This is a genomic window from uncultured Gimesia sp. (assembly GCF_963976445.1).
In the GTDB taxonomy this organism is placed as follows: Bacteria; Planctomycetota; Planctomycetia; order Planctomycetales; family Planctomycetaceae; genus Gimesia.
In genome coordinates, this window is sequence record NZ_CAXBKP010000001.1 from 62,113 (window position 1) to 86,628 (window position 24,516).

At 49.4% G+C, this 24,516-nt stretch carries 26 protein-coding genes; 16 read left to right on the plus strand and 10 right to left on the minus strand.

Annotated elements, in window-relative coordinates:
• Positions 1 to 21 precede the first annotated feature (21 nt).
• The 5 genes from AAC022_RS00245 (at position 22) to AAC022_RS00265 (ending at position 3,797) form a co-directional block, all read left to right on the plus strand.
• Positions 22 to 432 carry an SMI1/KNR4 family protein gene (locus tag AAC022_RS00245; RefSeq protein ID WP_339726851.1) on the plus strand — a complete coding sequence of 137 codons (411 nt, stop codon included), beginning with the start codon at positions 22 to 24 and terminating at the stop codon, positions 430 to 432.
• Positions 433 to 777: 345 nt separating this feature from the next.
• On the plus strand, positions 778 to 1,359 hold the full coding sequence (locus AAC022_RS00250) for a TetR/AcrR family transcriptional regulator (RefSeq protein WP_339726852.1): 582 nt from the start codon (positions 778 to 780) through the stop codon (positions 1,357 to 1,359).
• Between the two features lie 87 nt (positions 1,360 to 1,446).
• Complete coding sequence (locus AAC022_RS00255) at positions 1,447 to 2,031, plus strand: carboxymuconolactone decarboxylase family protein (RefSeq protein ID WP_339726854.1); 585 nt, start codon at positions 1,447 to 1,449, stop codon at positions 2,029 to 2,031.
• Positions 2,032 to 2,127: 96 nt separating this feature from the next.
• The gene (locus AAC022_RS00260; RefSeq protein ID WP_339726856.1) at positions 2,128 to 3,084 is read left to right on the plus strand and encodes an alpha/beta hydrolase; all 957 of its coding nucleotides are present in this window, start codon (positions 2,128 to 2,130) and stop codon (positions 3,082 to 3,084) included.
• Positions 3,085 to 3,176: 92 nt separating this feature from the next.
• The gene (locus AAC022_RS00265; RefSeq protein WP_339726857.1) at positions 3,177 to 3,797 is read left to right on the plus strand and encodes a pyridoxamine 5'-phosphate oxidase family protein; all 621 of its coding nucleotides are present in this window, start codon (positions 3,177 to 3,179) and stop codon (positions 3,795 to 3,797) included.
• Between the two features lie 35 nt (positions 3,798 to 3,832).
• Here the strand turns inward: AAC022_RS00265 and AAC022_RS00270 are convergent, their stop codons facing one another.
• Positions 3,833 to 6,253: a right-handed parallel beta-helix repeat-containing protein gene (locus AAC022_RS00270; protein ID WP_339726859.1), complete on the minus strand. Its 2,421-nt coding sequence runs from the start codon at positions 6,251 to 6,253 to the stop codon at positions 3,833 to 3,835.
• 348 nt (positions 6,254 to 6,601) lie between these two features.
• A complete protein-coding gene (locus AAC022_RS00275; protein WP_339726860.1) occupies positions 6,602 to 8,116 on the minus strand; it encodes a PcfJ domain-containing protein in 1,515 nt (504 codons plus the stop codon).
• 344 nt (positions 8,117 to 8,460) lie between these two features.
• On the opposite strand from AAC022_RS00275, the gene AAC022_RS00280 reads away from it, so the two are divergent.
• The 7 genes from AAC022_RS00280 (at position 8,461) to AAC022_RS00310 (ending at position 13,800) form a co-directional block, all read left to right on the plus strand.
• On the plus strand, positions 8,461 to 8,628 hold the full coding sequence (locus AAC022_RS00280; RefSeq protein WP_339726861.1) for an SEC-C metal-binding domain-containing protein: 168 nt from the start codon (positions 8,461 to 8,463) through the stop codon (positions 8,626 to 8,628).
• 213 nt (positions 8,629 to 8,841) lie between these two features.
• The gene (locus tag AAC022_RS00285) at positions 8,842 to 9,582 is read left to right on the plus strand and encodes an RNA ligase family protein (RefSeq protein WP_339726862.1); all 741 of its coding nucleotides are present in this window, start codon (positions 8,842 to 8,844) and stop codon (positions 9,580 to 9,582) included.
• Positions 9,579 to 10,691, plus strand: a complete 1,113-nt coding sequence (locus AAC022_RS00290; RefSeq protein WP_339726863.1) for an AAA family ATPase — start codon at positions 9,579 to 9,581, stop codon at positions 10,689 to 10,691. Before AAC022_RS00285 ends, AAC022_RS00290 begins: the two co-directional genes overlap by 4 nt.
• Positions 10,692 to 10,703: 12 nt before the next feature.
• Entirely contained in the window at positions 10,704 to 11,654 is a 951-nt protein-coding gene (locus AAC022_RS00295; protein ID WP_339726865.1) for a nucleotidyltransferase domain-containing protein, read from the plus strand.
• Positions 11,651 to 12,412 carry a nucleotidyltransferase domain-containing protein gene (locus AAC022_RS00300; RefSeq protein WP_339726867.1) on the plus strand — a complete coding sequence of 254 codons (762 nt, stop codon included), beginning with the start codon at positions 11,651 to 11,653 and terminating at the stop codon, positions 12,410 to 12,412. Before AAC022_RS00295 ends, AAC022_RS00300 begins: the two co-directional genes overlap by 4 nt.
• On the plus strand, positions 12,369 to 12,887 hold the full coding sequence (locus AAC022_RS00305; RefSeq protein ID WP_339726869.1) for a hypothetical protein: 519 nt from the start codon (positions 12,369 to 12,371) through the stop codon (positions 12,885 to 12,887). Before AAC022_RS00300 ends, AAC022_RS00305 begins: the two co-directional genes overlap by 44 nt.
• Positions 12,888 to 13,110: 223 nt before the next feature.
• Entirely contained in the window at positions 13,111 to 13,800 is a 690-nt protein-coding gene (locus AAC022_RS00310; protein WP_339726870.1) for a LamG domain-containing protein, read from the plus strand.
• Here AAC022_RS00310 and AAC022_RS00315 read toward each other — a convergent pair.
• From AAC022_RS00315 to AAC022_RS00330, 4 genes are all read right to left on the minus strand, one after another.
• Positions 13,781 to 14,311, minus strand: coding sequence for an ArsI/CadI family heavy metal resistance metalloenzyme (locus AAC022_RS00315; RefSeq protein WP_339726871.1), 531 nt, complete (start codon positions 14,309 to 14,311; stop codon positions 13,781 to 13,783). The genes AAC022_RS00310 and AAC022_RS00315 overlap by 20 nt on opposite strands.
• Positions 14,312 to 14,341: 30 nt before the next feature.
• Positions 14,342 to 14,761, minus strand: a complete 420-nt coding sequence (locus AAC022_RS00320; RefSeq protein WP_339726873.1) for an arsenate reductase ArsC — start codon at positions 14,759 to 14,761, stop codon at positions 14,342 to 14,344.
• Between the two features lie 18 nt (positions 14,762 to 14,779).
• Complete coding sequence (gene arsB / locus AAC022_RS00325) at positions 14,780 to 16,027, minus strand: ACR3 family arsenite efflux transporter (protein WP_339726874.1); 1,248 nt, start codon at positions 16,025 to 16,027, stop codon at positions 14,780 to 14,782.
• Between the two features lie 132 nt (positions 16,028 to 16,159).
• Positions 16,160 to 16,480: a metalloregulator ArsR/SmtB family transcription factor gene (locus AAC022_RS00330; protein WP_339726875.1), complete on the minus strand. Its 321-nt coding sequence runs from the start codon at positions 16,478 to 16,480 to the stop codon at positions 16,160 to 16,162.
• Between the two features lie 321 nt (positions 16,481 to 16,801).
• On the opposite strand from AAC022_RS00330, the gene AAC022_RS00335 reads away from it, so the two are divergent.
• Positions 16,802 to 17,344 (plus strand): DUF3365 domain-containing protein, encoded by a 543-nt coding sequence (locus tag AAC022_RS00335; RefSeq protein ID WP_339726876.1) that lies wholly within the window; start codon positions 16,802 to 16,804, stop codon positions 17,342 to 17,344.
• Between the two features lie 59 nt (positions 17,345 to 17,403).
• Positions 17,404 to 19,629, plus strand: coding sequence for a nitric-oxide reductase large subunit (locus AAC022_RS00340; RefSeq protein WP_339726877.1), 2,226 nt, complete (start codon positions 17,404 to 17,406; stop codon positions 19,627 to 19,629).
• Position 19,630: 1 nt separating this feature from the next.
• Here AAC022_RS00340 and AAC022_RS00345 read toward each other — a convergent pair whose 3' ends face one another.
• From AAC022_RS00345 to AAC022_RS00360, 4 genes are all read right to left on the minus strand, one after another.
• Entirely contained in the window at positions 19,631 to 19,996 is a 366-nt protein-coding gene (locus AAC022_RS00345; RefSeq protein WP_339726878.1) for a DUF488 family protein, read from the minus strand.
• 23 nt (positions 19,997 to 20,019) lie between these two features.
• A complete protein-coding gene (locus tag AAC022_RS00350) occupies positions 20,020 to 20,334 on the minus strand; it encodes a metalloregulator ArsR/SmtB family transcription factor (RefSeq protein ID WP_339726879.1) in 315 nt (104 codons plus the stop codon).
• A gap of 364 nt (positions 20,335 to 20,698) precedes the next feature.
• A complete protein-coding gene (locus tag AAC022_RS00355) occupies positions 20,699 to 21,097 on the minus strand; it encodes a carboxypeptidase-like regulatory domain-containing protein (protein WP_339726880.1) in 399 nt (132 codons plus the stop codon).
• Between the two features lie 213 nt (positions 21,098 to 21,310).
• The gene (locus AAC022_RS00360; RefSeq protein ID WP_339726882.1) at positions 21,311 to 22,273 is read right to left on the minus strand and encodes a DUF1559 domain-containing protein; all 963 of its coding nucleotides are present in this window, start codon (positions 22,271 to 22,273) and stop codon (positions 21,311 to 21,313) included.
• Between the two features lie 419 nt (positions 22,274 to 22,692).
• Between AAC022_RS00360 and AAC022_RS00365 the strand changes: the two genes are divergently transcribed.
• Both AAC022_RS00365 and AAC022_RS00370 read left to right on the plus strand, forming a co-directional pair.
• Entirely contained in the window at positions 22,693 to 23,382 is a 690-nt protein-coding gene (locus AAC022_RS00365; RefSeq protein WP_339726884.1) for a DUF2293 domain-containing protein, read from the plus strand.
• 97 nt (positions 23,383 to 23,479) lie between these two features.
• Positions 23,480 to 24,508: a class I fructose-bisphosphate aldolase gene (locus tag AAC022_RS00370; protein WP_339726886.1), complete on the plus strand. Its 1,029-nt coding sequence runs from the start codon at positions 23,480 to 23,482 to the stop codon at positions 24,506 to 24,508.
• The last annotated feature ends 8 nt before the right edge of the window (positions 24,509 to 24,516 follow it).

Below are 24,516 nucleotides of genomic sequence, written 5' to 3' on the forward strand. Positions count from 1 at the left end.
TAGCTGTATAAGGGTCTCGAAATGACCACCCCCAAACTGAATCTGCCAGAAAAATACCTCAAATGGCTCGATGGAATCGACGAAGACGCCTATCTGGAAATCGAAGACTGGCAATGGGCCTTAGCGGGCCGTAAGGAACTACTGCAAACGATTGAGATCAACGAAGATGAAACCATCTGGATCGATCAAGCTAGACTACTGGTGAAAATTATTGAGGAAGTCGCAGAGGAATCGGGCACTGAAGAAAATGAAATCCCCTTTGCACGCATCGCCGGCTGGTTGACTATTGGCGGCAACGAGGAAAACCTGCTCTGCGTTGATCCCGCTGACAAATACTCGGTCTGGGTTTTTTATATCAACGAAGGGGGAGACGTCGAGAAAATCGCCAATTCACTCGATGAACTTATGGAAGAGGCGGAACAGGTAAATTAGAATATCATCAGTTAAATCAATGAATCCACTTTTTTATTGAACTGAAGTATCTGGATTTCATAGGCATACGATTGATGATTTCCGTAATCGTCAAATCGAACTCCTTCCTCTTGCGCCAAAACATCCGGCGATGTTTGGTGGTGATACACTGGGGCAGAGCGAACTTTCTCAGTACTTCTGTAAGATCTCTGCTGGATCGAGGAACGTAAAATCGTGTGGTGCCTTTCAGATCAAACACTGCAAGAGAGCCCCAGATAGACCAGAGCTCGGTCTCAAAATCCGATTTCGTTGAGGAAAATGGAAAAACATGCTTGACAAAAACAGACAGGTCTGTATATTTCAAGTATGAGCAAAACACAACGACCATCCAGTGCCCGTAAACGAATCCTGGAAACAGCAGAACGTCTGTTTTATGCGGAGGGGATTCGGTCTGTGGGGATTGACCGTGTGATCGCCGAAGCGGGGGTCGCCAAAATGACGTTGTACAACCACTTCCCGTCCAAGGACCAATTGATTCTGGAAGTCCTGAAATTCCGCGAGGAACAGTTTGATCTGTTTCTGAAGCAACGAATGATGGAGCACCAGTCCCGAGGACTGGATTCGCTCAAAGCATTTTTTGCAGCCCTTAAAGACTGGTTTGAAAACCCGGATTACCGAGGCTGCTCCTTTATCAATGCCACGGCAGAACTCGCTGACCCACAGCATGCGGCAACACAATTTTGTACGGAGCACAAAAGACGATTTCGAGATCAATTAACAGACATCATTATTGAAGCAGAAGGGGCGAAAGCTGCTGCGGTCGCCCCTGCGATTTCCGTCCTGGTCGAAGGTGCCATCGTCACTTCAGTCAGTGAAGGAAATTCGGAAGCAGCACAGATTGCCGAAGAAGCAGCTTACATGCTGATTGCCAAAGCAAAACGGAAATAGCGTTTCATTTTTATTTAACCAGTTATATACAGACCTGTCTGTATATAACAAATCACTGTTTCACATTTTTTTTGAAGGAGAACTACCATGACTCGTTTAACTGCCATCAACCCTGAAGTAGCAGAAGGAAAATCAAAAGCATTACTGGAGGGAGTGAAAGCCCAACTGGGAATGGCCCCCAACCTGATGCGGACAATGGCGCATTCCCCGGCCGTTTTGGATGCCTATCTCAAATTCAGCGGCACCTTAGCCGAAGGCGTCCTTTCAAAACAGCACCGAGAACAAATTTCGTTAACGGTCGGCGAGTTCAATCAGTGCGGCTACTGTCTGGCCGCTCATGCCACGCTTGGCAAAATGGTTGGTCTGGAGCCGGAACAGATACAGCAAAGTCGGATGGGCTCTGATGCAGATCCTTCCACCGATGCCCTGCTGAAATTCTCCCGCAAGATTCTGGAGAAACGAGGTTTTGTGTCTGACCAGGATCTACAGGACGTGCGCAACGCAGGTCACGATGCCCCAGAGATTGCCGAGGTCGTGGCGAATGTCGCGCTAAACATCTTCACCAACTACTTCAACCACATGGCGCAAACCGAAATCGACTTTCCTGAAGTCGAATCGCTTGACTCACACGCCGCTGCATGCTTTCAGGCAGAAGGATCCACCTGTTCTTGATCAACGGCAAACCGCCTCTCATTCGTCACGTGACGAATGAGAGGTTTCACAAAATGAATCGACACACATATTTCTAATTTGGAAGGGAGAATTCTTATGAATGATCGAAAGCAGCCATTTTTTCTCGGAAGTTTGATCATGATCACAGCCGCATTGACCAACTCGGCTTTGGCAGAACCAACAAATCCTCAGCAGGTACAACATCGGACCGTCAAAGTGAACGGTCTGGACATTTTCTATCGAGAAGCAGGTCCCCAGGATGCACCAACCGTGCTCCTGTTGCACGGCTTTCCGACCTCGTCGCACATGTTTCGCAATCTGATTCCAGAGCTGGCAGACAAATACCATGTGATTGCCCCTGACTATCCCGGTTTTGGAAACAGCAGTGCCCCGCCCGTCGATGAGTTTGATTATTCCTTTGCGAATCTGGCAAATGTAATGGAGCAATTCACCGAACAATTAAATCTAGAAAAATACTCTCTGTATCTGATGGACTATGGTGCTCCAGTTGGTTTTCGACTGGCGGTCAAGCACCCGGAACGCGTCGATACTCTCATCATTCAGAATGGGAATGCGTATGCTGAAGGTCTGGACAATCCGTTCTGGGAGCCGATCAAAGCCTACTGGAAGAATCCTGTTCCAGAACAGGGCAACAAACTGCGATCGCTGCTGACGCTGGGCGCCACCAAGTGGCAGTACACGCACGGCGTCCGTAATCCGAGTGTCATCAGTCCCGATACTTGGGGGCACGTGCAACCTCTGTTGGATCGTCCCGGCAATCAGGAAATCCAGCTGGCACTGTTTTTGAGTTACGGCAGTAATCCAGCCCTTTATCCCCAATGGCAGGAATATCTGCGGACGCATCAACCGCCGACGCTGATTGTCTGGGGAAAGAACGACCAAATCTTCCCGGCTGCGGGTGCGTATCCCTACAAGCGAGACCTCAATAACCTGGAATTCCACTTGCTGGATACCGGTCATTTTGCGATTGAAGAAGAGGGGCAGACCATTGCTCAACTAATGCGGAGCTTCCTCTGCCGACAGACAGACTAATCGAAGTGCCGTTTATGCGTCCGGGTCTTGTAGACGATTCTGCAAGGCTCGGCTTTTTCATTTCCAGATCACGCAAGTCAGGGAGCCTTGAGATGAATCAGTATGCGAGCGATATCGCTTTTACGCCGTCGGTCAAAGCGATTCAATCCAGCAAGGGGTCACGTTCGGTGTATGCGAAAGTCGAACAAGGCTATGGCTGGCAGACAGAAGTCACAACGGAACTGGAAGCCTTCCTGGCGGGAATGGATATGTTTTACCTGGGGACCGCCAATCAAGCCGGTCAACCCTATATTCAATACCGGGGCGGCAGTCCTGGATTTCTGAAAGTCGTCGATAAAAACACACTGGGATTTGCCGACTTTGGTGGTAATCAGCAATATATCACACTCGGAAACTTAGCAGAAAACCCCAAGGCGTTTCTGTTCCTGATGGATTATGTCAACAGCCGTCGCATCAAAATTTGGGGAACAGCGCGGGTGGAAGAAGCCAACCCTGATTTAATCAACCAGCTGCATGATCCAGAATATCCGGCGCGAGCCGAACGTGCGATTCTATTTTCGATCGAAGCCTGGGATATGAACTGCCCCCAGCATATTCATCGGCGTCTTCCCCAAAATGAAATACTGCCAGTCATTCATTCCTTGCAGGAAGAGAATCGACTGTTAAAAGAAAAAATGGCCAGGTTCGAGAAAGGCGTTGAACCTGGCCATTGAACAAAGCAGTCACCCTTTAAACTGCTTCCAGATGATCAGAAATCATCGTCGCTCCCATTATTAGAACCAGTGTTCGTTCCCACGCCGTTTTGTGGTGTTCCAGACAGTACGTCGTAACCTTTAGCTGTGTTGTCTGTCGCTGAGTTGTTCGAGAACGTGGCCGTATTGCCGCCACCAAAGAGATTCACCATGAAGCCATCGCCCGCGTTCTGCTGAGCACTGTTATCGCTAATCGAACCACCTATGATTGGTGCACTAAAATCATACCCGTTTTCGATATTTCCGATGGAGAGATTATTACTGAGAGTACCACTATTGAAGACATTGTCGAAGTCAAAACCGTCTTCCATGTTTCCTGACGCGGTGTTATTAACAATCGTACCGCCATCTATGTCTTCAAAGTCGAAGCCGTCGTCATCGTTTCCACTGGCCATGTTGAAGCTGATGACAGCCCCACTATTGACTGTGTCTCCAAACTTGATTCCATTCCCCCCGTTTTGATTCGCGATGTTCTGAGTAAAGGTCATATTTGATACATCGTCAGCAAAGTAGAAACCGTTGTATCGGTTCAGATTTGCTGTATTTCCAGAGAAGGTCCCGCCGGTGACGTCGTCATCAAAATAAAATCCGTCGTCATTTCTGAGAGCGACATTCCCAGAGAGAGTTCCCCCTGTGAACTCATCGAAGAAAGCAAAGCCGGCGTAAGCGTTATCCAATGCCTGGTTGCCGCTGAGCGTACCTCCGGACATCCCATCTAAATTGAATCCGAAATTTCCGTTGTGCTGAGCGATATTATTGGAGAACACGCCACCGGTGATGAAATCGTCAAAATAGTATCCATCTTCACCGTTGTATTGAGACCTATTTTGTGTAAATGTTCCCCCGTTAAATGTATCGAAATCAAATCCGTCATAGGTATTCTGCTCTGCGAGGTTGTTGCTGATCGTGCCGCCGTTGACCGTCACGAAATAGTATCCATATTCGTTACCACGAGAGATATTTCCCGTGATACTTCCCCCCGTTAAGTTTTCAATTTCCAAGCCATCGTTACCTGTTGGTAATCCATTGCCGGTGAAGGTGTTACCAGTGATACTACCGCTCGTAGCTCCGTCCAGATGCACGCCATCCTCAAACGCACTACTAACGGTATTGCAGGCAATCGTAATTCCGCTCAGGTTGTTACCATAGATACCGTTCTGTCCCCCGATGATTTCCATTCCAACGATGCTGGAATTGTCTGCCATTGTGAAGACATTGTTCGTGAAATCGTTTCCTTTGACGGTAGGCTGTGATCCATAATTAAAGCTGGCTACGGCTCCTGAATTACAGCCCACTACGTTCACGCTCTTGCCACCGCCGAGTGCCAGTTGACCGTTATTGAAGACAAAGCCGGAAGCAGTACTAATCGTTCCCGCGCTGCCGTCAAAAAGCACGACACTGTCAGCGCCGGCTGCGTTGAAGACCGCTTCTGCACTCGCCGTATTGGCGTCAATAATCGTAATGTCATTCAGCATCTGACCAGTCAATTGCAACTTGGCATGTTCTTCCGGCCCCTGTTCCTGATTCAGCACGATATCGAGATCACGCACAATCGGGTTGACCATTCGCCTCTGGAAACGACTCAGTTTCTGGCTGCTTCCATTTCCGGGCAGTGGAATACGTACCGTTAATAACCCCGTCCCTTGAGAGCCACGGACATCATCATGCTGGTACTGACCTGCCAGTACAACGCGGGAACCATTCCCCAGAAAGGGAAGATCGAACATTCGAAATTCCACACGAGCACGGGGACCTGTGATTTCTTTGAATCCTGGTGCAGAGTTGTCAAAATAATAGCCGCCAACATACCCACGCAATTCCGCGTCCACATTCAGGTTTTCAAACGTTTTCAACAGTCGTCCTACTTCAAAGTCGGTCCCCCAGTAAGCCCGCTCTTCACCAGCCCGCATCACAATGTTATTCCCGCTGAGATAGGCGGTATTCAACGAATCAACACGTTGCTGTTTCATGTTGGGGATGTAGCCATTGACCCGGAAATCCCATTCGACGCTCATCAACTCAACTCCAAAACTGCCCTGGCGAAAGATGTTGTCATACTGACTCCGGCGGACATCATAAAAGCCATACGCACCCGCAATCCATTGATCATCAATCATACGACGGTAGGCGAGTCCAAAGTTGCCTTCCGCTGACGAGTTGTCAAAGATGTTTCCCCGCAGATCGGCGAAGAACAGACTCTCTTCATCCTGAGACAGAGGAACAAACAACAGCCCCTGCCCTGTTTCATTCACTCCACCTGCCATTCCCGTGAAGTCGAAATAGGCACGGTAGAGGTAATCCTCTTCTTCGAACCATTCCGGGTCTTGGGCTGAGGATTGCGATGTGAGAAAAAAGCAAATAATACAACAGATCAAGAGGCGCAGTAGAGACTGAGAGCGCAGAAATCGGGCAAGCATGAAAACACGTCTGTTTCTATTTTGAGTTAGAAGACAAGAGAAGTTATTAACAATGCAGGCCACCCGTAACTTCGTCCAAATGGAGGGATTCCCTTCATGTCCTCTTCGCTGCTAACTATACACAGATACAAAAATGTCTAATTACAGATCCGATTAGTTAAAATGCGTGATATATCCGATGCATTAGTACCATCAGGAGTCGGAATTAGTTTGTTTCGGATCAGGTTTTCGATAAACAAACGCCAGTAGCAGCCCCGCCAGGGTGAATTGAATGGCCAGAAGAGTGAGACATATCGGGGTCAGCGAGCGATCGAAGTTCAATGTTGGCCGATTGCTCTTGTGCGGAATTCATACGTAGCTGGATACTTTCAAGCCACTTGACTCCGCCCAGCGACATAGAACGCTACGTTCTAGTTTATTCGGGAGGCGGTTCGCTTTGCCGCGTACCTCACAAATCTGGTTGGACTCCTTACTGACTTCAATTGTAATTGCCTTTTTGAAGCCGCCTTTGAGTTCAATTTCCATAGACCAGATCGAGCATTCACCACTGACACAGGAAGAGACATAGGTCGCCACACAATGATTCATCTGGCGTCCTTCCCTCTCCAGTTCGTGGCTGTTCAATAATTCCCGGATGATCCAACGTTTTCCTTTTTGATTTTCCTGGTCCTCATCCTGATGCTCATACTCAGGAATTTCACTCGCTTCCCATTCACAATCGGGAATCCGGTTTTTACTTTCCAACTCGCGGTGCCACTGAGCAATATCTCTCAAAAGAGACTGAAGAGTCCGCCCCTTGATGGAATAGTCCGGTACAGGAGGAGTCGCTTCTTCTAACAACCCCTCTTGGAAGAGACCATTTTCGTCATCCATGAGTACGCATCCATAACGCTGAAAGAGCAGATACTCAACAATGGGTCTGACGTGAACATAAGCCAACTGCGAACGCTGGGCCAACCAGTGAATGATAGCCGACCAGAATTTTTCTTTCGTGAAGTCTTCGGCAATGCTGGTCCGCAGCAAGGCTCGGGCAAGACGGGCATTTCCTCCCATTCCCAGAACCTGTCCCCAACGAAGGGCCTGTAGAAATGTAAGATCCTGTGGCGCCCGCATGAAATGGTGTGCCATTTTTTTCGTATAAGCAAGTGGCAGTGAGCAATGACGAATATTGTGTCCCAGCCCTATATCCAGATACCATCTTCTCCAAATTTTACAAATCGGCGCATAATTCATCAGCCAGACTGAATCAAAAAACAACGGCATCTGATATTTGACAAACAAATGTCTCAATAAAGAAGCGAACTGTCTCCGCGCGTTACTACCCGTAGGACGCCATTTTTCAATCGGGCGTATCCAGTATCGTGCTTCTTTAGCGATTAATACCAGCGCATCAAGATAGCGTCTCCCCTGATAATTTTCCCAGTCTGCATTCACAGGAGCATTATCAAAGAACTTTGCTTTGCAACAGTATAGATGAGATACCAGCTGTAGAAATGAGTTTCGAATCATTTCTGACCCGTTGATGACACTACTTTGATACCGATATCGTTCGCTGACTAATTTTAGCAAAGGATCTGAATATGATTTTTTATAGGCATTCTCGGAACAGGCTGCGGAAAGCTTATCCACAATGCTTCGCTTTTCCTGTTTTCTCTGCCAGAGATGACTGACGGCAACCGTTTCCCGGTAATGTAACAGTTCCCCTTTTCGTTGAGATCGTGTCTTACGGCTTTGATTATGAAAGCCGTTCTGTACGCACCATAGGCGATACTCCTCAACCGTCTCCAGGCCAAGGTGCTGAATATGATTGAGCAGTTCAGGGTCTGCTGCCTGCTTTGTAGACGTTCCTTTTTTGCGAGCCATGATGATCTGATGTTTTTAATAAAAGTGGAATAAGCGATTTGAACCAGTGTCTTCGTTTCAGAGTCGATCTGTACAACATCTCAAGCTTGTCCTTTCGGCATTAAAAGAGGGTTTGGGATTGAAAGAGGGTTTGAATTTGGAACTACGACACGCAGTCGCAACACAGGGTTCGGATGTAGTCAAAACAAACATCCGACTCTGACTTTTATTTGAATCGTTTTATTCTAGACAACGAACCTGTCTGCCTATTTCGTGTCTCTTTTCGCAAACCACTCTATTCTCTGTCAACGTGAGGTGTGCGATGCAATTCAACGAATTCGACGAAATACCGTTTTTTTGAAACGATGAGCAAACGCCGCAAAGGTTTTCCGTCGGAAACCCAGGTCAAGCGGGGTACGCGGATCGTGCATGGCGATAAGCTACTGGAAGAAAAGCTGGGCCGTAATGATTTGTGCCCCTGTGGTTTCGGCAAGCGATTCAAAAAGTGTTGCCTCAAACGGGGTTGCTTTTGACGGCGTCAACCGCGATCACTTTTTTCAGAGAATAAACAGCACACGCACAACGTTCTGAATCTGTGTGCTTTTTTCAGACATTGAGTTCTCATGTCGGTAGGGATCTGTCAGAATTGACGCAGATGTTCTGTGTCTCCTGACGCTGCTGAACCAGAAACATCCCCTTCACTTTTGTTAAAGCCCCTTTACTTTTATTAAAGAGAGTCCGGACTGATGGGCAGTTCCCACGATCAATTTGTAAAATATCCACGGACACCTCATCTGTTCGGCTCTACGGGGACCGCTGATGATAAACGACTCGGTGCGCAGGAATCGGAACGGTTCATTGCAGATCCGTCGTTAATCGTCGAAGAAAAAATCGATGGTACCAATGTAGGCCTTCATTTTTCCAGCAGCGGAGAACTGGTCCTGCAATGCCGCGGCCATCTGATTAATGAAGGCATGCATCCGCAGTACGATCTATTCAAACAATGGGCTGTCGTTAAACGCTCTATTCTGGAACAGATGCTGGAAGACCAGTTTATCCTGTTCGGCGAATGGGTCTATGCCCGGCATTCGATTCATTATCGAAGCCTGCCACATTATTTCTTTGAATTTGACATCTATGATAAAGTCCGGCAGATTTTCCTGAGTCTTCCACGTCGGCTTGAATTACTCTCGGGCACCGGCATTGAAACGGTTCCTGTAATCCACACCGGCACAATTACAAGGAAAGAACTGGAACCGCTGATTGGCGAATCCGCTTTTGAAAGTACATTTGAAAACCCGATGACGAATACAACAGACAACCTGATGGAAGGCGTGTATTTGAGAACGGAAACAGAAGAATCGGTAACCGGCAGAGCCAAGTATGTCCGTCCGGAATTTGTAGAGAAAATCAAACAGAGCAGCCACTGGCAGCATCAGGCGATGGTGCCGAACCTGCTCTCTAAACAGGCAGATATCTGGTCATGAACTGGGACACCCTTTCACAATCGAGCCTAGAAGAAATCCTGAACTGGGCCGGCAATCAACCCTGGTGCCAGGCGATGGCCCAGTGCGCGCAGGATGCAGACTGGCATGCGGAAGGGGATGTCTGGACTCATACGCAAATGGTCTGTCGCCAGTTGACGGAATTAAACGAGTGGTCTAATTTGGCACCTCAGGAACAAATAGTTCTAATCTTTACGGCACTGCTACACGATGCCGCAAAACCGCTGACGTCACAGACCGATCCCAAAACTGGTCGCATACGCTCCCCCAAACATGCCGTGAAAGGAGAACACCTGACACGAAGCATCCTCCGTGAATTGGACTGTAACCTGGAAACCCGCGAAACCATCTGCCGACTGGTACGGTTTCATGGCCGTCCTGCGTTTCTGCTGGAAAAGTCGAAGCCGGAACACGAAGTCGTTTCGCTTTCGTGGCTGGTAAATCATCGTCTGCTGTACTTGTTCGCGCTCGCTGATACCCGTGGACGCACGACCGATTCGATGAGTCGGCCTGAAGAACACCTTCGCTTCTGGAAAATGATCGCAGAAGAACTCAATTGTTTCGACCAGCCCTACCCTTTCTCCAACGATCAAGCCCGGTTCTTGTTCTACCGCTGTGCCGAACCCAACCTGCATTACGTTCCCCATGAAGACTATACCTGCACGGTCACCATACTGTCGGGATTGCCCGGTAGTGGGAAAGATACCTGGCTGGCGAAGCACCGCCCTGATCTTCCGGTAGTTTCCCTGGATGAGGTCCGCGCTGAACTGGAAATTCATCCTACAGAGAATCAGGGAGAAGTCGCGCAAGTGGCTCAGGAACGCTGCCGGCAATTCTTGCGTGCGAAGACATCGTTCGCTTATAACGCCACCAACCTCTCACGACAGACACGCCAACGCTGGATTAATCTATTTTCCGACTACGGTGCCCGCATCGAAATTGTCTATCTAGAACCGCCGCTGAAAACGATAGTTCAACAGAACCAGCAACGAACGAAATCGGTGCCGGAAAAGGTGATCCATCAACTCGCGCAAAGATGCGAACCTCCCACCATCACGGAAGCTCATTCTTTGACTCTGACTGAATATTAAGAAACGAATACAATGAATAAACGAGTGCACTACCATCCGAATCTGATCTATTCTGAGGGGACACAGATCGTCACCGTGAAAGAGATCATCGGCCCCAATGGTCGCACGCTGCATCCCCGCGGTGCGGTGGGAGTCATTGTACGGTCGCCGCGCGATCTAGATCATTCCTATCGAGTGAAGTTTCCGGATGGCGTCGAAGAAGCACTGAAGGCGGATGAACTGACGTTGTTAGCCAGCTTCAAAGAGGGTGAAATCGGCAACTGCGAGATCAACGCCCATCGCAGTGATCTGTTTGAACGCGTGATTTTCAAGTGCATCATCGGCTCCCGGGCCTTTGGACTGGAAGATGATCAATCCGACACCGATTATCGCGGCGTTTATCTGCCACCGGCTGATTTACAATGGTCGCTGTATGGCGTTCCGGAACAACTGGATTGTCATGAGACTCAGGAAACCTACTGGGAACTGCAGAAGTTTCTAGTGCTGGCGCTGAAGGCGAACCCGAACGTGCTGGAATGTCTCTACACTCCACTGATTGAGAAGGTTACCCCCCTCGGTCAGGAACTGCTCGACATGCGGGAAATCTTTCTGACGCGAATTGTCTATCAGACGTATAACGGCTACGTGATGTCGCAGTTCAAGAAGATGCAGACCGACATTAAAAATCAGGGAAAGGTCAAATGGAAACATGTGATGCACTTGATTCGGCTACTGATTTCAGGGGTAACGCTGCTGCGCGAAGGTTACGTGGTTGTCGACGCAGGTCCTTACCGGGAACAATTACTGGCGATCAAACGGGGGGATGTCCCCTGGGGTGAAACCGAAAAATGGCGGAAAAGTCTGCATCAAGAGTTTGAGCAAGCGTTGGCAGAAACCAAACTGCCCGACAGACCCGATTATGAAAAAGCGAACGCGTATTTAATCAAAGCACGCCAACTGGCGACACGGGAAGAACTGCCATGAACATTGATCCCCGATTACAGAACCAAGTCGAACAACATCCGTTTCCGCTGCTGTTTGCTACGATCAGCGGTTCGCATCTTTACGGCTTCCCTTCTCCTGATTCCGACTACGATCTGCGAGGCGTGCATCTACTGCCTCTGGAAACCATTATCGGTTTGAAAGGGGGACAGGAAACGGTAGAGAGTACGCGCATCGTCGAAGGGCTGGAAATTGATCTGGTGACGCATGATGTCGGTAAGTTTTTTCAGTTGATGCTTAAGAAGAACGGTTATGTGCTGGAGCAACTCCTTTCGCCTCTGGTTGTGTATGCGACACCCGAGTACGAAGAGTTAAAGGCATTGGCTGCCGGGTGTGTAACGAAATATCACGCGTATCACTACCTGGGTTTCGCGGCGACGCAGTGGAAACTGTTCCAGAAAGAAGATCCGCCCCGGGTCAAGCCGCTGCTGTATGTGTATCGGGTTCTGTTGACGGGCCTGCAACTGATGCGAACTGGTGAAGTCGAACCGAATCTGATTACGTTAAACGAATCGGCTAGCCTGTCCTACATTCCGGAGTTGATTGAACGCAAGCTGCACGGAGCAGAGCAATCAACCCTGGATGCCGCCGACATGGATTTTCACGAACGCGAATATCAGCGGCTTGTGAGTGAACTGGAACAGGCGATGGAGACGACCAGCCTACCTGAGAAGCCTCGCGCTACTGAAGCGTTGAATGAGCTGCTGGTACGAATTCGGCTGGCAAGCATCAATGATTGATCTGGATAACGTCATCATTGACTTTCTGAGAACGGGAAAGCTGGGACGACTTGAGCTCGGAATGAGCCGTTCGCAGGTGATTGAAGCGATTGAATTTCCTGACGACGAGGGGTACCATCGCGGAACAGATCCACAAAACAACTGTGTTCTGCTTTATGGCGAATTGGATAAAGTCAATCTTCAATTAGCAATCCATCAGGGTAAGCTGACTGGTATCTGGTTGTATTTTAATGGCAGTGATAATCTCTCTTCTCTTCCGAATTGGATGACATTGAAATCATGGCCATTAAAAGGAACTTCTTCCATCAATCATTTTTTTGCAATCGCCGCACAATCTGGATTGGCCTGGCGGCTGAATCACTCGTTGACTAATGAAGACCAGACAACTCTCCTGGTCTCTCTAACGAATCTTAAACTGATCTGGAATTTCGATCCCAACTCCCTGTATGCCATCATGTTGCCTGGACAGCGATAGAATACAGTGAAGGTTTAATTGTGAATGATCGTGATTCTATTTTGTGAAATTAATATGAATTCTGATTTTCGAGACACAATTTTGAGAACGGAAGACTTTCTATGAGTACAATCACCTAAACCGGAACAAGATTAGACCAACGTGGACTGAGGCAGGATTCAAACCTATGAAAAATTTCCGATTCTGCTTACGCGCTGCGTGTTATTGCATTTGTAGTTTGGCAGTGATATCAAATCCAGCCACCGCCGAGCCAGACAAAGAGGGCCAAGCCAAGGTGCAATACGGCTTAAAGTTTGACGGCAAGGACAGCTATGTCACTCTGCCGCACGTCAATTTTACTGAATGGAACACGTTTACGATCGAAGCCTGGGTCAAGGACTGGCGCGGGAGAATCTGCTGCGAGGGAATTCAGGGGGATCCACAAAACAGTATTTGGATCTCGATTCGTGCGAACAGACACTCGACCGGCTGGGAAAGCAACAACGGAAAAAATTACTCCGCCCCCGTTGATCCCAATTCCGAAGCAGGCTGGGACCACGTGGCCATGGTGTATGATGGAAACGAACAGGCATTTTACCTCAACGGCAAACTTGTCCACAAGATGACCGCACCGAAACCGGGCCCCTTTGATCCTGAACGTAAACTCTTTCTGGGCGCTCAACAAAAATGGAGAGAGACACAAACCAAACCAGCCGGTCTGTTTGGTAAAGGGACCATGCGCATGTTTCAGATCTCCAAAGTCGCCCGGTATACCAAAGAGTTTGATCCGGCTGAATCAAACAAAGCAGACAAAAATACAATCGTCTTATTTGATTTTCTGAAACCGGACCAAACCAGACTACTTGATAGTTCCCACAACAAACAACACGGAACCATCCACAGTGCCCAATGGGTTACTGTGCAGACGGATTAGACTTGGTGTCTGTTTCGGAAGCCTGACACGCATCCAACGTCACCATTTCGGGGCCGCAGCAGCCTGACTGAGCGTAAAGCTCGTCTTTCGCATCAGACTCTAAAACCACGAAGACTTCCCATTTGTGACCATCCGGATCGACGGCCCAGACCTTGTCCTGCACAGCGTAACAACAGGTGGTCGCTTCCTCGGTGATCGTTTCGATACCAGCCGCTTTGAAGCGATCCATGGCAGAGTGTACTTCTTCCACCGACTTGACCTGAATCCCGAAGTGAGCGGATCCGCCTTCAACGGTCACGTCGTCGTCCACTTCATTGAGGGTCAGATTAACAGAAGGATCGACGGGTTCGAACTTAGCGTAGCGGGGACGTTCCTTGCTCGGCGAAACGCCCAGCAGAATTTCATAGAACTGCTTTGACTGATCCAGCTTGGAAACGGTGAGTGCCACGTGCAGGCGAAACTGACCGGGAAAATCAACTGCGGATTTCTGATTCGCGGATTCCTGATTCATTGAATGCTCCTTATGATTAACAATTTGGTTTTAAGCCGATTCATCTGCTAAAAACGTGTTTATTTTTGTTTTAATTTCATCGCGTACACGGCGGAAGGTTTTCATCTTTTCATCATCAGATCCGGTGGCATCAGCGGGATCATCAAAGGGCCAGTGAAATGTTTGCGTGGCACCGGTGAAGACAGGGCATGATTCTTTCGCATTGTCACAGACCGTGACAACCAGATCAAATTCCTGATCGGTAAATTGATCCAGTGACTTACTGGTGTTCTCTGACAGATCGATGTCCAGCTCACGCATTGCTTCGATGGCCAGTGGATGCACGTAACCCGAAGGCTTCGATCCCGCCGACTCTGACTCCCATTCCCCAGCGCCCAGTGTTTCCCACAGTTCTTCAGCCATCTGCGAGCGGCAGGAATTTCCGGTACATAAGATTAACACACGTTTCATTTTCTTGTTTTCCTTTGATTATAAAAGTTCATCACTGACTGTCTCTGTCTTTTGTTCTCCGGCAGATTCGACAAGTGTCTCGTGTGGAAACCAGTTCTGAGTTCTGAGGCAAAACTTAACCAGCAGCAACATCAGCGGGACTTCAATCAGCACCCCGACGACCGTAGCAAGCGCGGCTCCCGAAGAGAGCCCATACAACATTGTTGCAGTAGCGATAGCGACTTCAAAGTGATTCGAGGCACCGATCATGGCTGCCGGAGCGGCATTCTCATACGTTAATCCGAGTGCCCTCGAAAGTAAATATCCTAATGCAAAGATCACTACCGTCTGAATCAACAAAGGAATGGCGATCCAGAGAATCGTTAAGGGGTTGTTGAGAATCGTCTCGCCTTTGAATGAAAACAGCAAAACTAGCGTGACCAGCAAAGCCGTAATTGTAACTGGCGTCAACACGTGCAGAAATTTTTCTCGAAACCACGATTCTCCTTTACTGGCGATCAGCCACTTACGCGAGAGGTACCCCGCGACCAGAGGCAGAGCCACGTAAACGCCGATCGAAAGTAACAACGCCTGCCAGGGAACCGGTAATTTACCAACGCCGAGCAGGAATCCTCCCAGGAAGCCATAGAGCACTAGCATGATCAACGAGTTGATGGCAACCATCACCAGCGTGTGTCCGTCGTTTCCTTTGGCGAGAAATCCCCAGACCAGTACCATCGCGGTACAAGGTGCGATTCCCAGCAGAATGCAGCCCGCCAGATAACTTCTCCACAGCGGAACTTCGAGCATCTTCACGCCTTCAACCAGCACGACTTTGCCAGATCCGTATTCGGCTCCTACCGCAAGGTCTGCACCGAAGGGCATTTTGACGTAGTCGACCGCGTCCGGTCCGATGAATGTGAGGAATAGAGTTCCCAGAAAGAAACTGGCAATCGCATACATCGTGAACGGTTTGATCGCCCAGTTAATGAACAGCGTTAATCCCACCGGACGCACTGCCTTACCTGCTTTCAAAACCTCTCCGAAATCAATTTTCACCATGATGGGATACATCATGAAGAAGAGACAGACAGCAATCGGAATCGAAATCACGGGCGCATCATTGACATAGATTGCCATGCCGTCGAGTGACTGAGCAAACCCCGGCGCAACTTTCCCCAGAACAATTCCGGCAACGATGCACAAAGCCACCCACAGCGAGAGGTAACGTTCAAAGAAACTGATTCCCTGATTCGTACCAGCAGAACAGCCCTTGTCTACAGTCATATTCACGATTCCTAATATTGTCTGTCTGAATTAAAGTTTCTCACACTGCAGTTGAACCGCAGAGTTGAATCGTTTCCATCGAGCGGCATTAAATGGCGAAATTGCCATACGACCATATTTGTGACAAAAATTTTACTTGAGGGACTTCTGTCGCCCCTTCAGATCTGACAGCAGAACAGTTTCCATACACGAAAAGAACCCATCGAGACAACCACAGGTAACCCGATAATAACTGAGCGCCCCTTCCTTACGAACATCGACCAGTCCCACCTCTTTCAGAATGGCGAGATGCTTCGAAACGGTCGATTGATCTGCACCGACCTGATCGGTCAAATCGCCAACGCACATCTCCTGCTTCTGGAGCAGGTCCAGCATCAGCAGCCGACTCGGATGCGCCATCGCTTTGGCGATCTTCGCACGGGCTTCATATTGTTTGCGTGTTTTCTCTTTCATGGTCATACCGCCATATTACCATATCCTTTTTTTCTGTCAACCGTCTGAATTTAAATTGGCTACCTACAGAAGAAAAATGGGAGTACAACCTCGTCCCCCTCAACCAGCCTAGAGTCAATTATCTATAACATATTATTTTTTATAGACTTACAACTTATTATCAACCATCAACAACAAATTCCTCTCTTTGAAACCAGCCCTTTTGTGGACATTGACATCCAATTTAGCGTCGCTATACTACACAATTACGGACCCTTTGATCCTGTTATAAAAATGTGGAATTGATACCCGTATTCAATCTGACAAAAGGAAATTAAAGTAATGTTAAAAATTGTGACAGCGCTCGGCACAGCAGCTCTTGTTCTGACATTGGCTATCAGTAATTTTGTTACTGCTGAGACGCCGCAGGAAGGTGAACAGGCCGGCCCTTCAAAGGCGGCACTTAAGCGAACCCGTAAAACAGTGAGGATGCTGGATGATATTTACAAGTCGTCCATTGTGCTCATCACCGACAAATATGTGAACGATGAAAACGACTATCCGGCCGGCAGCGCATTCGTGGCTCTTTTTAAATCCATGGATAAAAAGGGATACCATAAAGTCCGCTTGATCGACTTGACTGGCGAGCCTTATGAAGCAGAAAACGTCGCCAATGATGAGTTTGAAAAACAGGGAGCAAAGCAGTTAATCGCCGGCAAAGCCCTCGTTGAACAGATCATTGAAAAAGACGGTAAATCCTATCTCCGCACAATGACCCCGATTCCCGTTGTCATGCAGAAGTGCGTGATGTGCCATCCGCATTATGCAAACGCGAAAAAAGGAGCCGCCATCGGGGCCATGAGTTATACTCTGCCCATCGAGTAGATGGCGTTTGAATCGTTCTATAATAACTCCCCTATCATGAAGATGGAGAACTGGCTGTCGTGAAAAAACTCTGGATTGGTTTCACCTGTGTCATGGTATTCTCATTTCTGGTTCTCGGGTGGATCGGGACGCGCATCTACCAGGAGATGCCACCGATTCCCGAGCAGGTTGTGACGACCGACAGCCAGACTGTCATCGCCGCAAACGACATTTCTGCCGGCCAGAATGCCTGGCAGACACTGGGGGGAATGGAAGTTGGTTCTATCTGGGGGCATGGCAGCTATGTTGCTCCTGACTGGACAGCAGACTGGTTACATCGGGAAGCGGTCTTCATTCTCGAAGACTGGTCCCATGCCGATTTTAAACAGGAATTCAAAGATCTTAACGAAGAACAGCAGGCCCAACTGACGGCCCGCTTAACAAAATTGATGCGAACGAATACCTATGATCTGGAGACCGGCACGGTCACCGTTGATCCGGTACGTGCTAGAGCATTTGCTTCGAACCTCGCTCACTACTCAGAGGTGTTCTCAGAAGGAAACTCGGATTACGCCATTCCCGCAGGCGCAGTAACCGACCCGGATCGCCTGCACAAGTTATCTGCCTTCTTCTTCTGGACCTCATGGGCGGCGTCTACAAATCGTCCTGATGACGTGACCAGCTTCACAAATAACTGGCCTCACGAAACCCTGGTTGGAAATCGCCCGACTGGTGATAACATCGTCTGGACCGGAGTGAGTATCATCATGCTGCTGGCGGGGATTTCCGCGATGGCCTGGTGGTACGCTTCGAAACGAGGCGAAGACGAGGAGGATCTGACGATACCGGAATCCGATCCGCTGGCACTCTGGGAGGCGACTCCGTCACAACGGGCCACGATTAAATACTTCTGGATCGTGTCGGCGCTGATTCTCGTGCAAATGGCACTGGGCGTAATCACTGCGCACTACGGCGTCGAAGGAGATGGATTTTACGGTTTCCCACTCTCCGAATGGCTGCCTTACAGTGTGACTCGAACCTGGCACATTCAGATCGGTCTGTTCTGGATCGCGACGGCGTGGCTGGCGGCGGGATTATTTATCGGGCCACTAGTGAGTAATCATGAACCGAAGTGGCAACGGTTTGGTGTGAACGTCTTATTTGGCGCGTTGCTGATTGTGGTCGTCGGTTCGCTTGCTGGCGAATGGTTGAGTATTCAAAATAAAATGACGGACACGGTTTCGTTTTACTTCGGGCATCAGGGTTATGAATATGTCGATCTGGGCCGGGTGTGGCAGATCGGTCTGATGGTCGGCCTGTTGTTGTGGCTGGTCTTGATGATCCGCGTGTTGCTTCCCGCTTTGCGACAGACGGGGCAGCAAAGACACTTGGTTGCACTGCTGGCCGTTGCTTCGGGCGCCATCGCGTTGTTCTACGGAGCCGGTCTGACGTGGGGGCAGCATTCCCATTTAACGATGGTGGAATACTGGCGCTGGTGGGTGGTCCATTTGTGGGTCGAAGGATTCTTCGAGGTCTTCGCCACGACGGTCATCGCTTTCACATTCATGCGTCTCAATCTAATACGCCCCAAGGTTGCGGCAGGCGCGGCACTGCTCTCGGCGACGATCTTCCTGTCAGGCGGAATCATCGGCACCTGTCACCATCTGTATTTCTCGGGCACGCCGACTGTGGCGCTGGTCTGGGGATCAGTCTTTAGTGCACTGGAAGTGGTACCTCTAGTCCTGGTGGGATTTGATGCCACGGAAGACCTGCGGCGATCGAGATCGTCACAATGGGTCCAGAAATATAAGTGGCCGATCTACTTCTTCATCTCGGTTGCTTTCTGGAACATGATCGGTGCGGGTTTGTTTGGATTCATGATTAACCCTCCGATCGCCCTGTATTATATGCAGGGACTTAACACCACGCCACTCCATGGTCACGCTGCGTTGTTCGGCGTGTACGGGATGCTGGGAATTGGATTGATGCTGCTCTGTCTGCGTGTGCTGATTCCCGGCAAGGAATGGAAAGAGGGAATGCTGCGATTCTCATTCTGGTCATTGAACATCGGATTGATGGCGATGTGTATGTTAAGCCTGTTGCCGGTGGGACTCTTGCAGACAAAGGCTTCCGTTGAACATGGTTACTGGTTTGCCCGCAGCAGTGAATTCATGCAGAGTGATCTGATGCAGACGTTGCGCTGGATGCGTGTGCCCGGCGATACGATCTTCTTTCTGGGTGCAGTTGCGCTGGTGATCTTCATCGCCGGACTGAAAACCGGTCATTCTTTCCGGAAGACAGAGTAAATTACCCGTTTGATAGCAGGTCCGTCAGGAATTTTTTCAAGAGGGGAACATGACTGCGTTCCGGATTCTTGACGGCCGTCAGCAGGGTAATGGTCGGCTGATTTAGAGATCCGACTGTCTGTTCGATTTCAGAGCGGTGTTCTTCCAGTTCGTGCTGGTATCGGTTGACGAATTCTTCGTAGTCAGTTGAGTCAGCATGGAACCACTTGCGCAATTCAGTTGAAGGTGCGAACTCTTTCAGCCACAGGTCGACTTTGGCGACTGCTTTCGACATGCCACGAGGCCAGAGCCGATCGACGAGAACCCGGTAACCATCTTCAGGATCTGGATCTTCATAAATACGTTTGATGCGGAGCTCTGTCGACATGGATCTACCTCTGGGGCAATCGTCTACACGTCAGGCACTTCCAGACGGCAGCAGCCGAAGTCGAGATGTTGCTTGCCGGCCTTGCTGACGGCTGAGACTTCCGGATGCAAATTGTAGACCACAAAGCGGCCTTCTTTGCGTTTGATGACCAGACCTGCGTGATATAAAATGCCGAGGTGGTGCGAGATATTGACGACTTCTTCTTCGAGATCTTCGGCGATGAGACTCACTGTCCGCTCGCCATCTCTCAACAGATCAATGATGCGGAGCCGAATCGGCTCACCCAGCGCTTTTAACTTCTCTGCACACAAGTCGGATTGGAGCCGATCTTTCGACATAACTATACCATCGCCACAAAATAGAGAGTCTTCCCCTGTTCCATCGACCTGACAGATTGACTCCGCAATCAGCCTGTGCGGGGAATTCGGACCTTATTGTAGCAAATAATTCATAGAGCGACAGCTTCAGATATTTTCCGAGGAGAGTTTATTGAACATTTCTGCTCTCACCCACTGATGGTGGTAAACTCGTCGCATCACGCTATGAAATGAAAGCCCCCGAAATTGAGACTTTTCCTCAAACCACTTAATTCCCAGACCACTCAACAGGAGCAGGAAACCGGACTCGTCGCAGATTTGAGCCGATGATCTTTGTCGCTGGCCTTGCCACAACAGGTCCATCAAAATCGAAGCATGTCAGCGATCATTGATTCATCAGATCGAAGTCATATTTGTTTTCGCCCGTTTTAACTTCTGCCTTCAATTCTGATTTTGAGTTGTATTTTGCCGGGATCAATTCCTGTCCGGCGACTTCACCTTCCGGCTTGATAATCTTCACAACATACTTGCCCGCCGGGGCACCTGACTCGTCCTGTTTGGATTTCAACTCATACTGCCCTTCGGCATCTGTCAGACCGTGTGAGGAAGCACCGGTATTAACTTCCTCAAAAATGATGATGGCCCCGTCGAGTGCTTCGCCATTGAGCGTCACCTTGCCTGTGACTTTTTCCAAAGGAACGCTTGAGCCACTCGAACTGCAGGAACTCAGCCCCACACAAAGTACTAACAGAGAGAAAGAGATCAGCCGATTTAATTGATGCATTCTTGAAGTTCCTCATCGTTGTAGAGAGTTCCGGGAGGAGCTCCCGGAAGAATTTCGAGCAGAGATCAGTCATCGCAGAGTAGCGAGCCACGAAATCCGCGACGATTTCGTGGGATATGTTCTAGTCGGTGTCCAGGTTTATCGTAGCGTCTCCAAGGCCTTTCGGATCGATAAAAACAACATGAGCGGCGTTAAGGTTACACGGAATGCGTTCTAATATTCACCAATGACTTCGCCGCCTTTGATGGTCACCAGATTTTTCAAAGTATTGAGGTCCAGATTTTCGCTGAGAAATTTCACACTGCCGTCTCCGCGCAATGCGTGAGCGCCTCCGACATGTAAACTACCTGCACCAAATGCGTAAACATACTTCGAAGCAGGATAGCCATTGATACCGTAGTTTCCATAACTGGGGGTAATCCAGTTCGTATGATTGTATTGACTCCAAAAAGGTCCGTAGTCATTACTCGATTTCTGGATCGGCGTCTCCAGCATGATAATACAATTACTGGAGCCATCTGTAATATCTCTAAATCTCGCTGCACCATTGTGGCCCCAGGCTGATTTCCTGGCATTCGCATTGGGATCACTGGCAACGACATAGGTTCCGGTATAAGTTGTATTGATCCTATTCTCGATGGTATTCGAGACGATTCCATAACTGACACGATGATTTTTGTTGCAGGCATAATGTCCGGTGCCCGACTTTGTGTAAGGATCCTTTGTCTGATCGGTCATGCCTGGATCAGAAGGACAGCGAAACACAATGATCATGTGGTCGGTCGCCGAGATCTGCGAACCTCCCCCCCCTTTGCCGTCGACGTCGCAGACACCTGTCGCTGCTTCAAAATTAATCGAATTGTAGATATTGGCTTGATCGAGAAACGGGAGGATCATCATATACATCGTATGATTGCGCACGAGGTTCGTACCGACCCAGTTCCCGGAATTGATTGCGCCAGCGTTGATATCGCCGGGTGGAAAAATAGAATGTGAGTCATGATAGTTGTGGATTGCCAGCCCAATCTGCTTGAGATTATTCTTGCAAGTTGAACGGCGGGCTGCTTCCCGTGCCTGTTGAACGGCGGGAAGTAAAAGCGCAATCAGGATGGCAATGATCGAAATCACGACCAGCAACTCAATCAAGGTAAAACCGCGCGAGTGACTTTTATTCATCGGACACCTTCGCATTCACAAGAGAGGAAACAGAAACAATAGTTGAAAAACATACGATTAGTCTGTCTCAGCCTCACCCTCAGATAAATTATGTTCGGGCAAACTGAAATGGAATACATGCGGCGCGCTGTATATGAACTGTTCATTTACTCTATACAAAGTCTTAACAGAATTCAACTATTTTCTATTCTTTATTAATTAAGACAAGGCGTCATTCCCTGACTAATGCCATGCAACTTTTGACACCTACATTATTTATTAAATATTCTTACCAGTCAAACACACTCCTCTTAAAATGCGGAACCACTCTCTATAAATCACTCAAAATCGACTGGTACCTCTGAAACAGAGCCTTGCTGTAATTCAGAACTTCAATTAGAACATTTCCACTATCATCAGAACTACCGAGAGACCAAGTCATGAACACCCCGAATTTCACCCCCGGTCCCACGCCGGATTCCGTCAAAGCCGCCGATGGCACGATACACACGGTTCCCTCGGGCTGGGCTCTATTGCCTCCCGGTGATGCTGGTTTGACGCGGCGGGTGAAAGCGGCCGGTGAATCCTGGGTTGTGCAGGAGAAAAAGGGACGGCGGACATTTTCGAAAGGGGTCTGGGCGCCAGCGGAGACGATTGAACGCATTCGCACAGAACTTGATGCCGAGCGTTCGACGGACGCGTATGCGAAAAAACAAGCGGCAGCAGCTCAGCGCCGCGAAAAAGTTCAGGCGGAATACGTGGATGATTTTTTGGGTTCCGTGCTGGCGTTTCTGGATTTTCACCCCGCACATGCAGAGTTAGCAAAACAGATGGCCCGCGCGATCACCATACATGCGACGCCGGTCGGCAGCGGGACGGTGGCCCGTACGAAACGAATTCCGGTCGAACAACGGGCGGAAGCAGCCGTGATTGCCTGGATGCGGCATCAGACGACCGCCTATGATGAAATGACCATTCCACGCGTGAAGGGGAAACGGCGGGAAGTGCGGCGGATGCTGGCTCGGCGTTCGAAGGAACTGCTGAACTGTTACCGCAGTCCGTCTGCTCCCTCGTCTAATTGTCCCCTGCAACGTGCCCTTGCACTGATGGAAGGCAATGGTTTACAGTGAAGGGAGTCAGGCCACTCTTTCTGTGCAGATAACGCATTTGAGACAAACTGCCGGTAAGCTGTGAACTTTTTCGGGTCTAGCAAGGGGAGCAGTGAAGATGAGTCACAAACAACTGATCGAGACAGCTTATGCGATGGTGGCGGACGACAAAGGGCTGCTGGCAATGGATGAGAGCACGCCTACCTGCCACAAACGCTTCGCGAAACTCGGAATTCCAGAGACCGAAGAGTATCGACGAAACTATCGGGAGTTGGTCGTCACCACGCCTGGACTGAATGAATCGATCAGCGGCGCGATTCTGTTTGATGAAACGATTCGCCAGCAGACCGAAGATGGCACCCCTTTCGTTCAGATTCTGACTGAGGCAGGCATCATTCCCGGAATCAAAGTCGACAAGAGTACGAAACCATTGGCCGGCCATCCGGGTGAAAAAATCACGGAAGGGCTGGACGGCTTGCGGGAGCGGCTGGAGGAATACGTGCAATTGGGGGCTCGGTTTGCGAAGTGGCGAGCGGTCATTACCATTGGCGACGGGATTCCGAGTCAAGGCTGTCTTGAAGCGAACGCGCATCTGTTAGCACGATATGCCGCGCTCTGCCAGGAAGCAGGTCTGGTCCCGATTGTCGAGCCGGAAGTGCTGATGGATGGCGCACATTCTTTACAACGCTGTTACGATGTCACCACGCAAACACTGCGGATGGTCTTCGCACAGTTGGCTACTCAACGAGTATTGCTGGAAGGAATGATCCTGAAGCCAAATATGGTCGTTCCTGGTTTAGAATGCCCCAAGCAGAACTCGGCCGATGAAGTCGCTGATGCGACGATCACCTGTTTCCGTCGCACCGTTCCTGCCGCAGTGCCTGGTATCGCTTTCTTGTCAGGGGGACAATCGAGTGAACTCGCTTCGGAACGATTGAATGCGATGAATGTGAAATATAAATCACGTGCTCCCTGGGCGCTGGCCTTTTCTTTTGCACGGGCAATCCAGCAACCCGGCATGGGAATCTGGGCTGGTGATCCTGCGAATGTAGAAGCAGCACAGAAATCACTCGCACATCGGGCAAAATGCAATCGAGATGCTCGCCGGGGCGAATATAGTGCGGCGATGGAAGAGGCTTCGGTCTAGCCAATTAC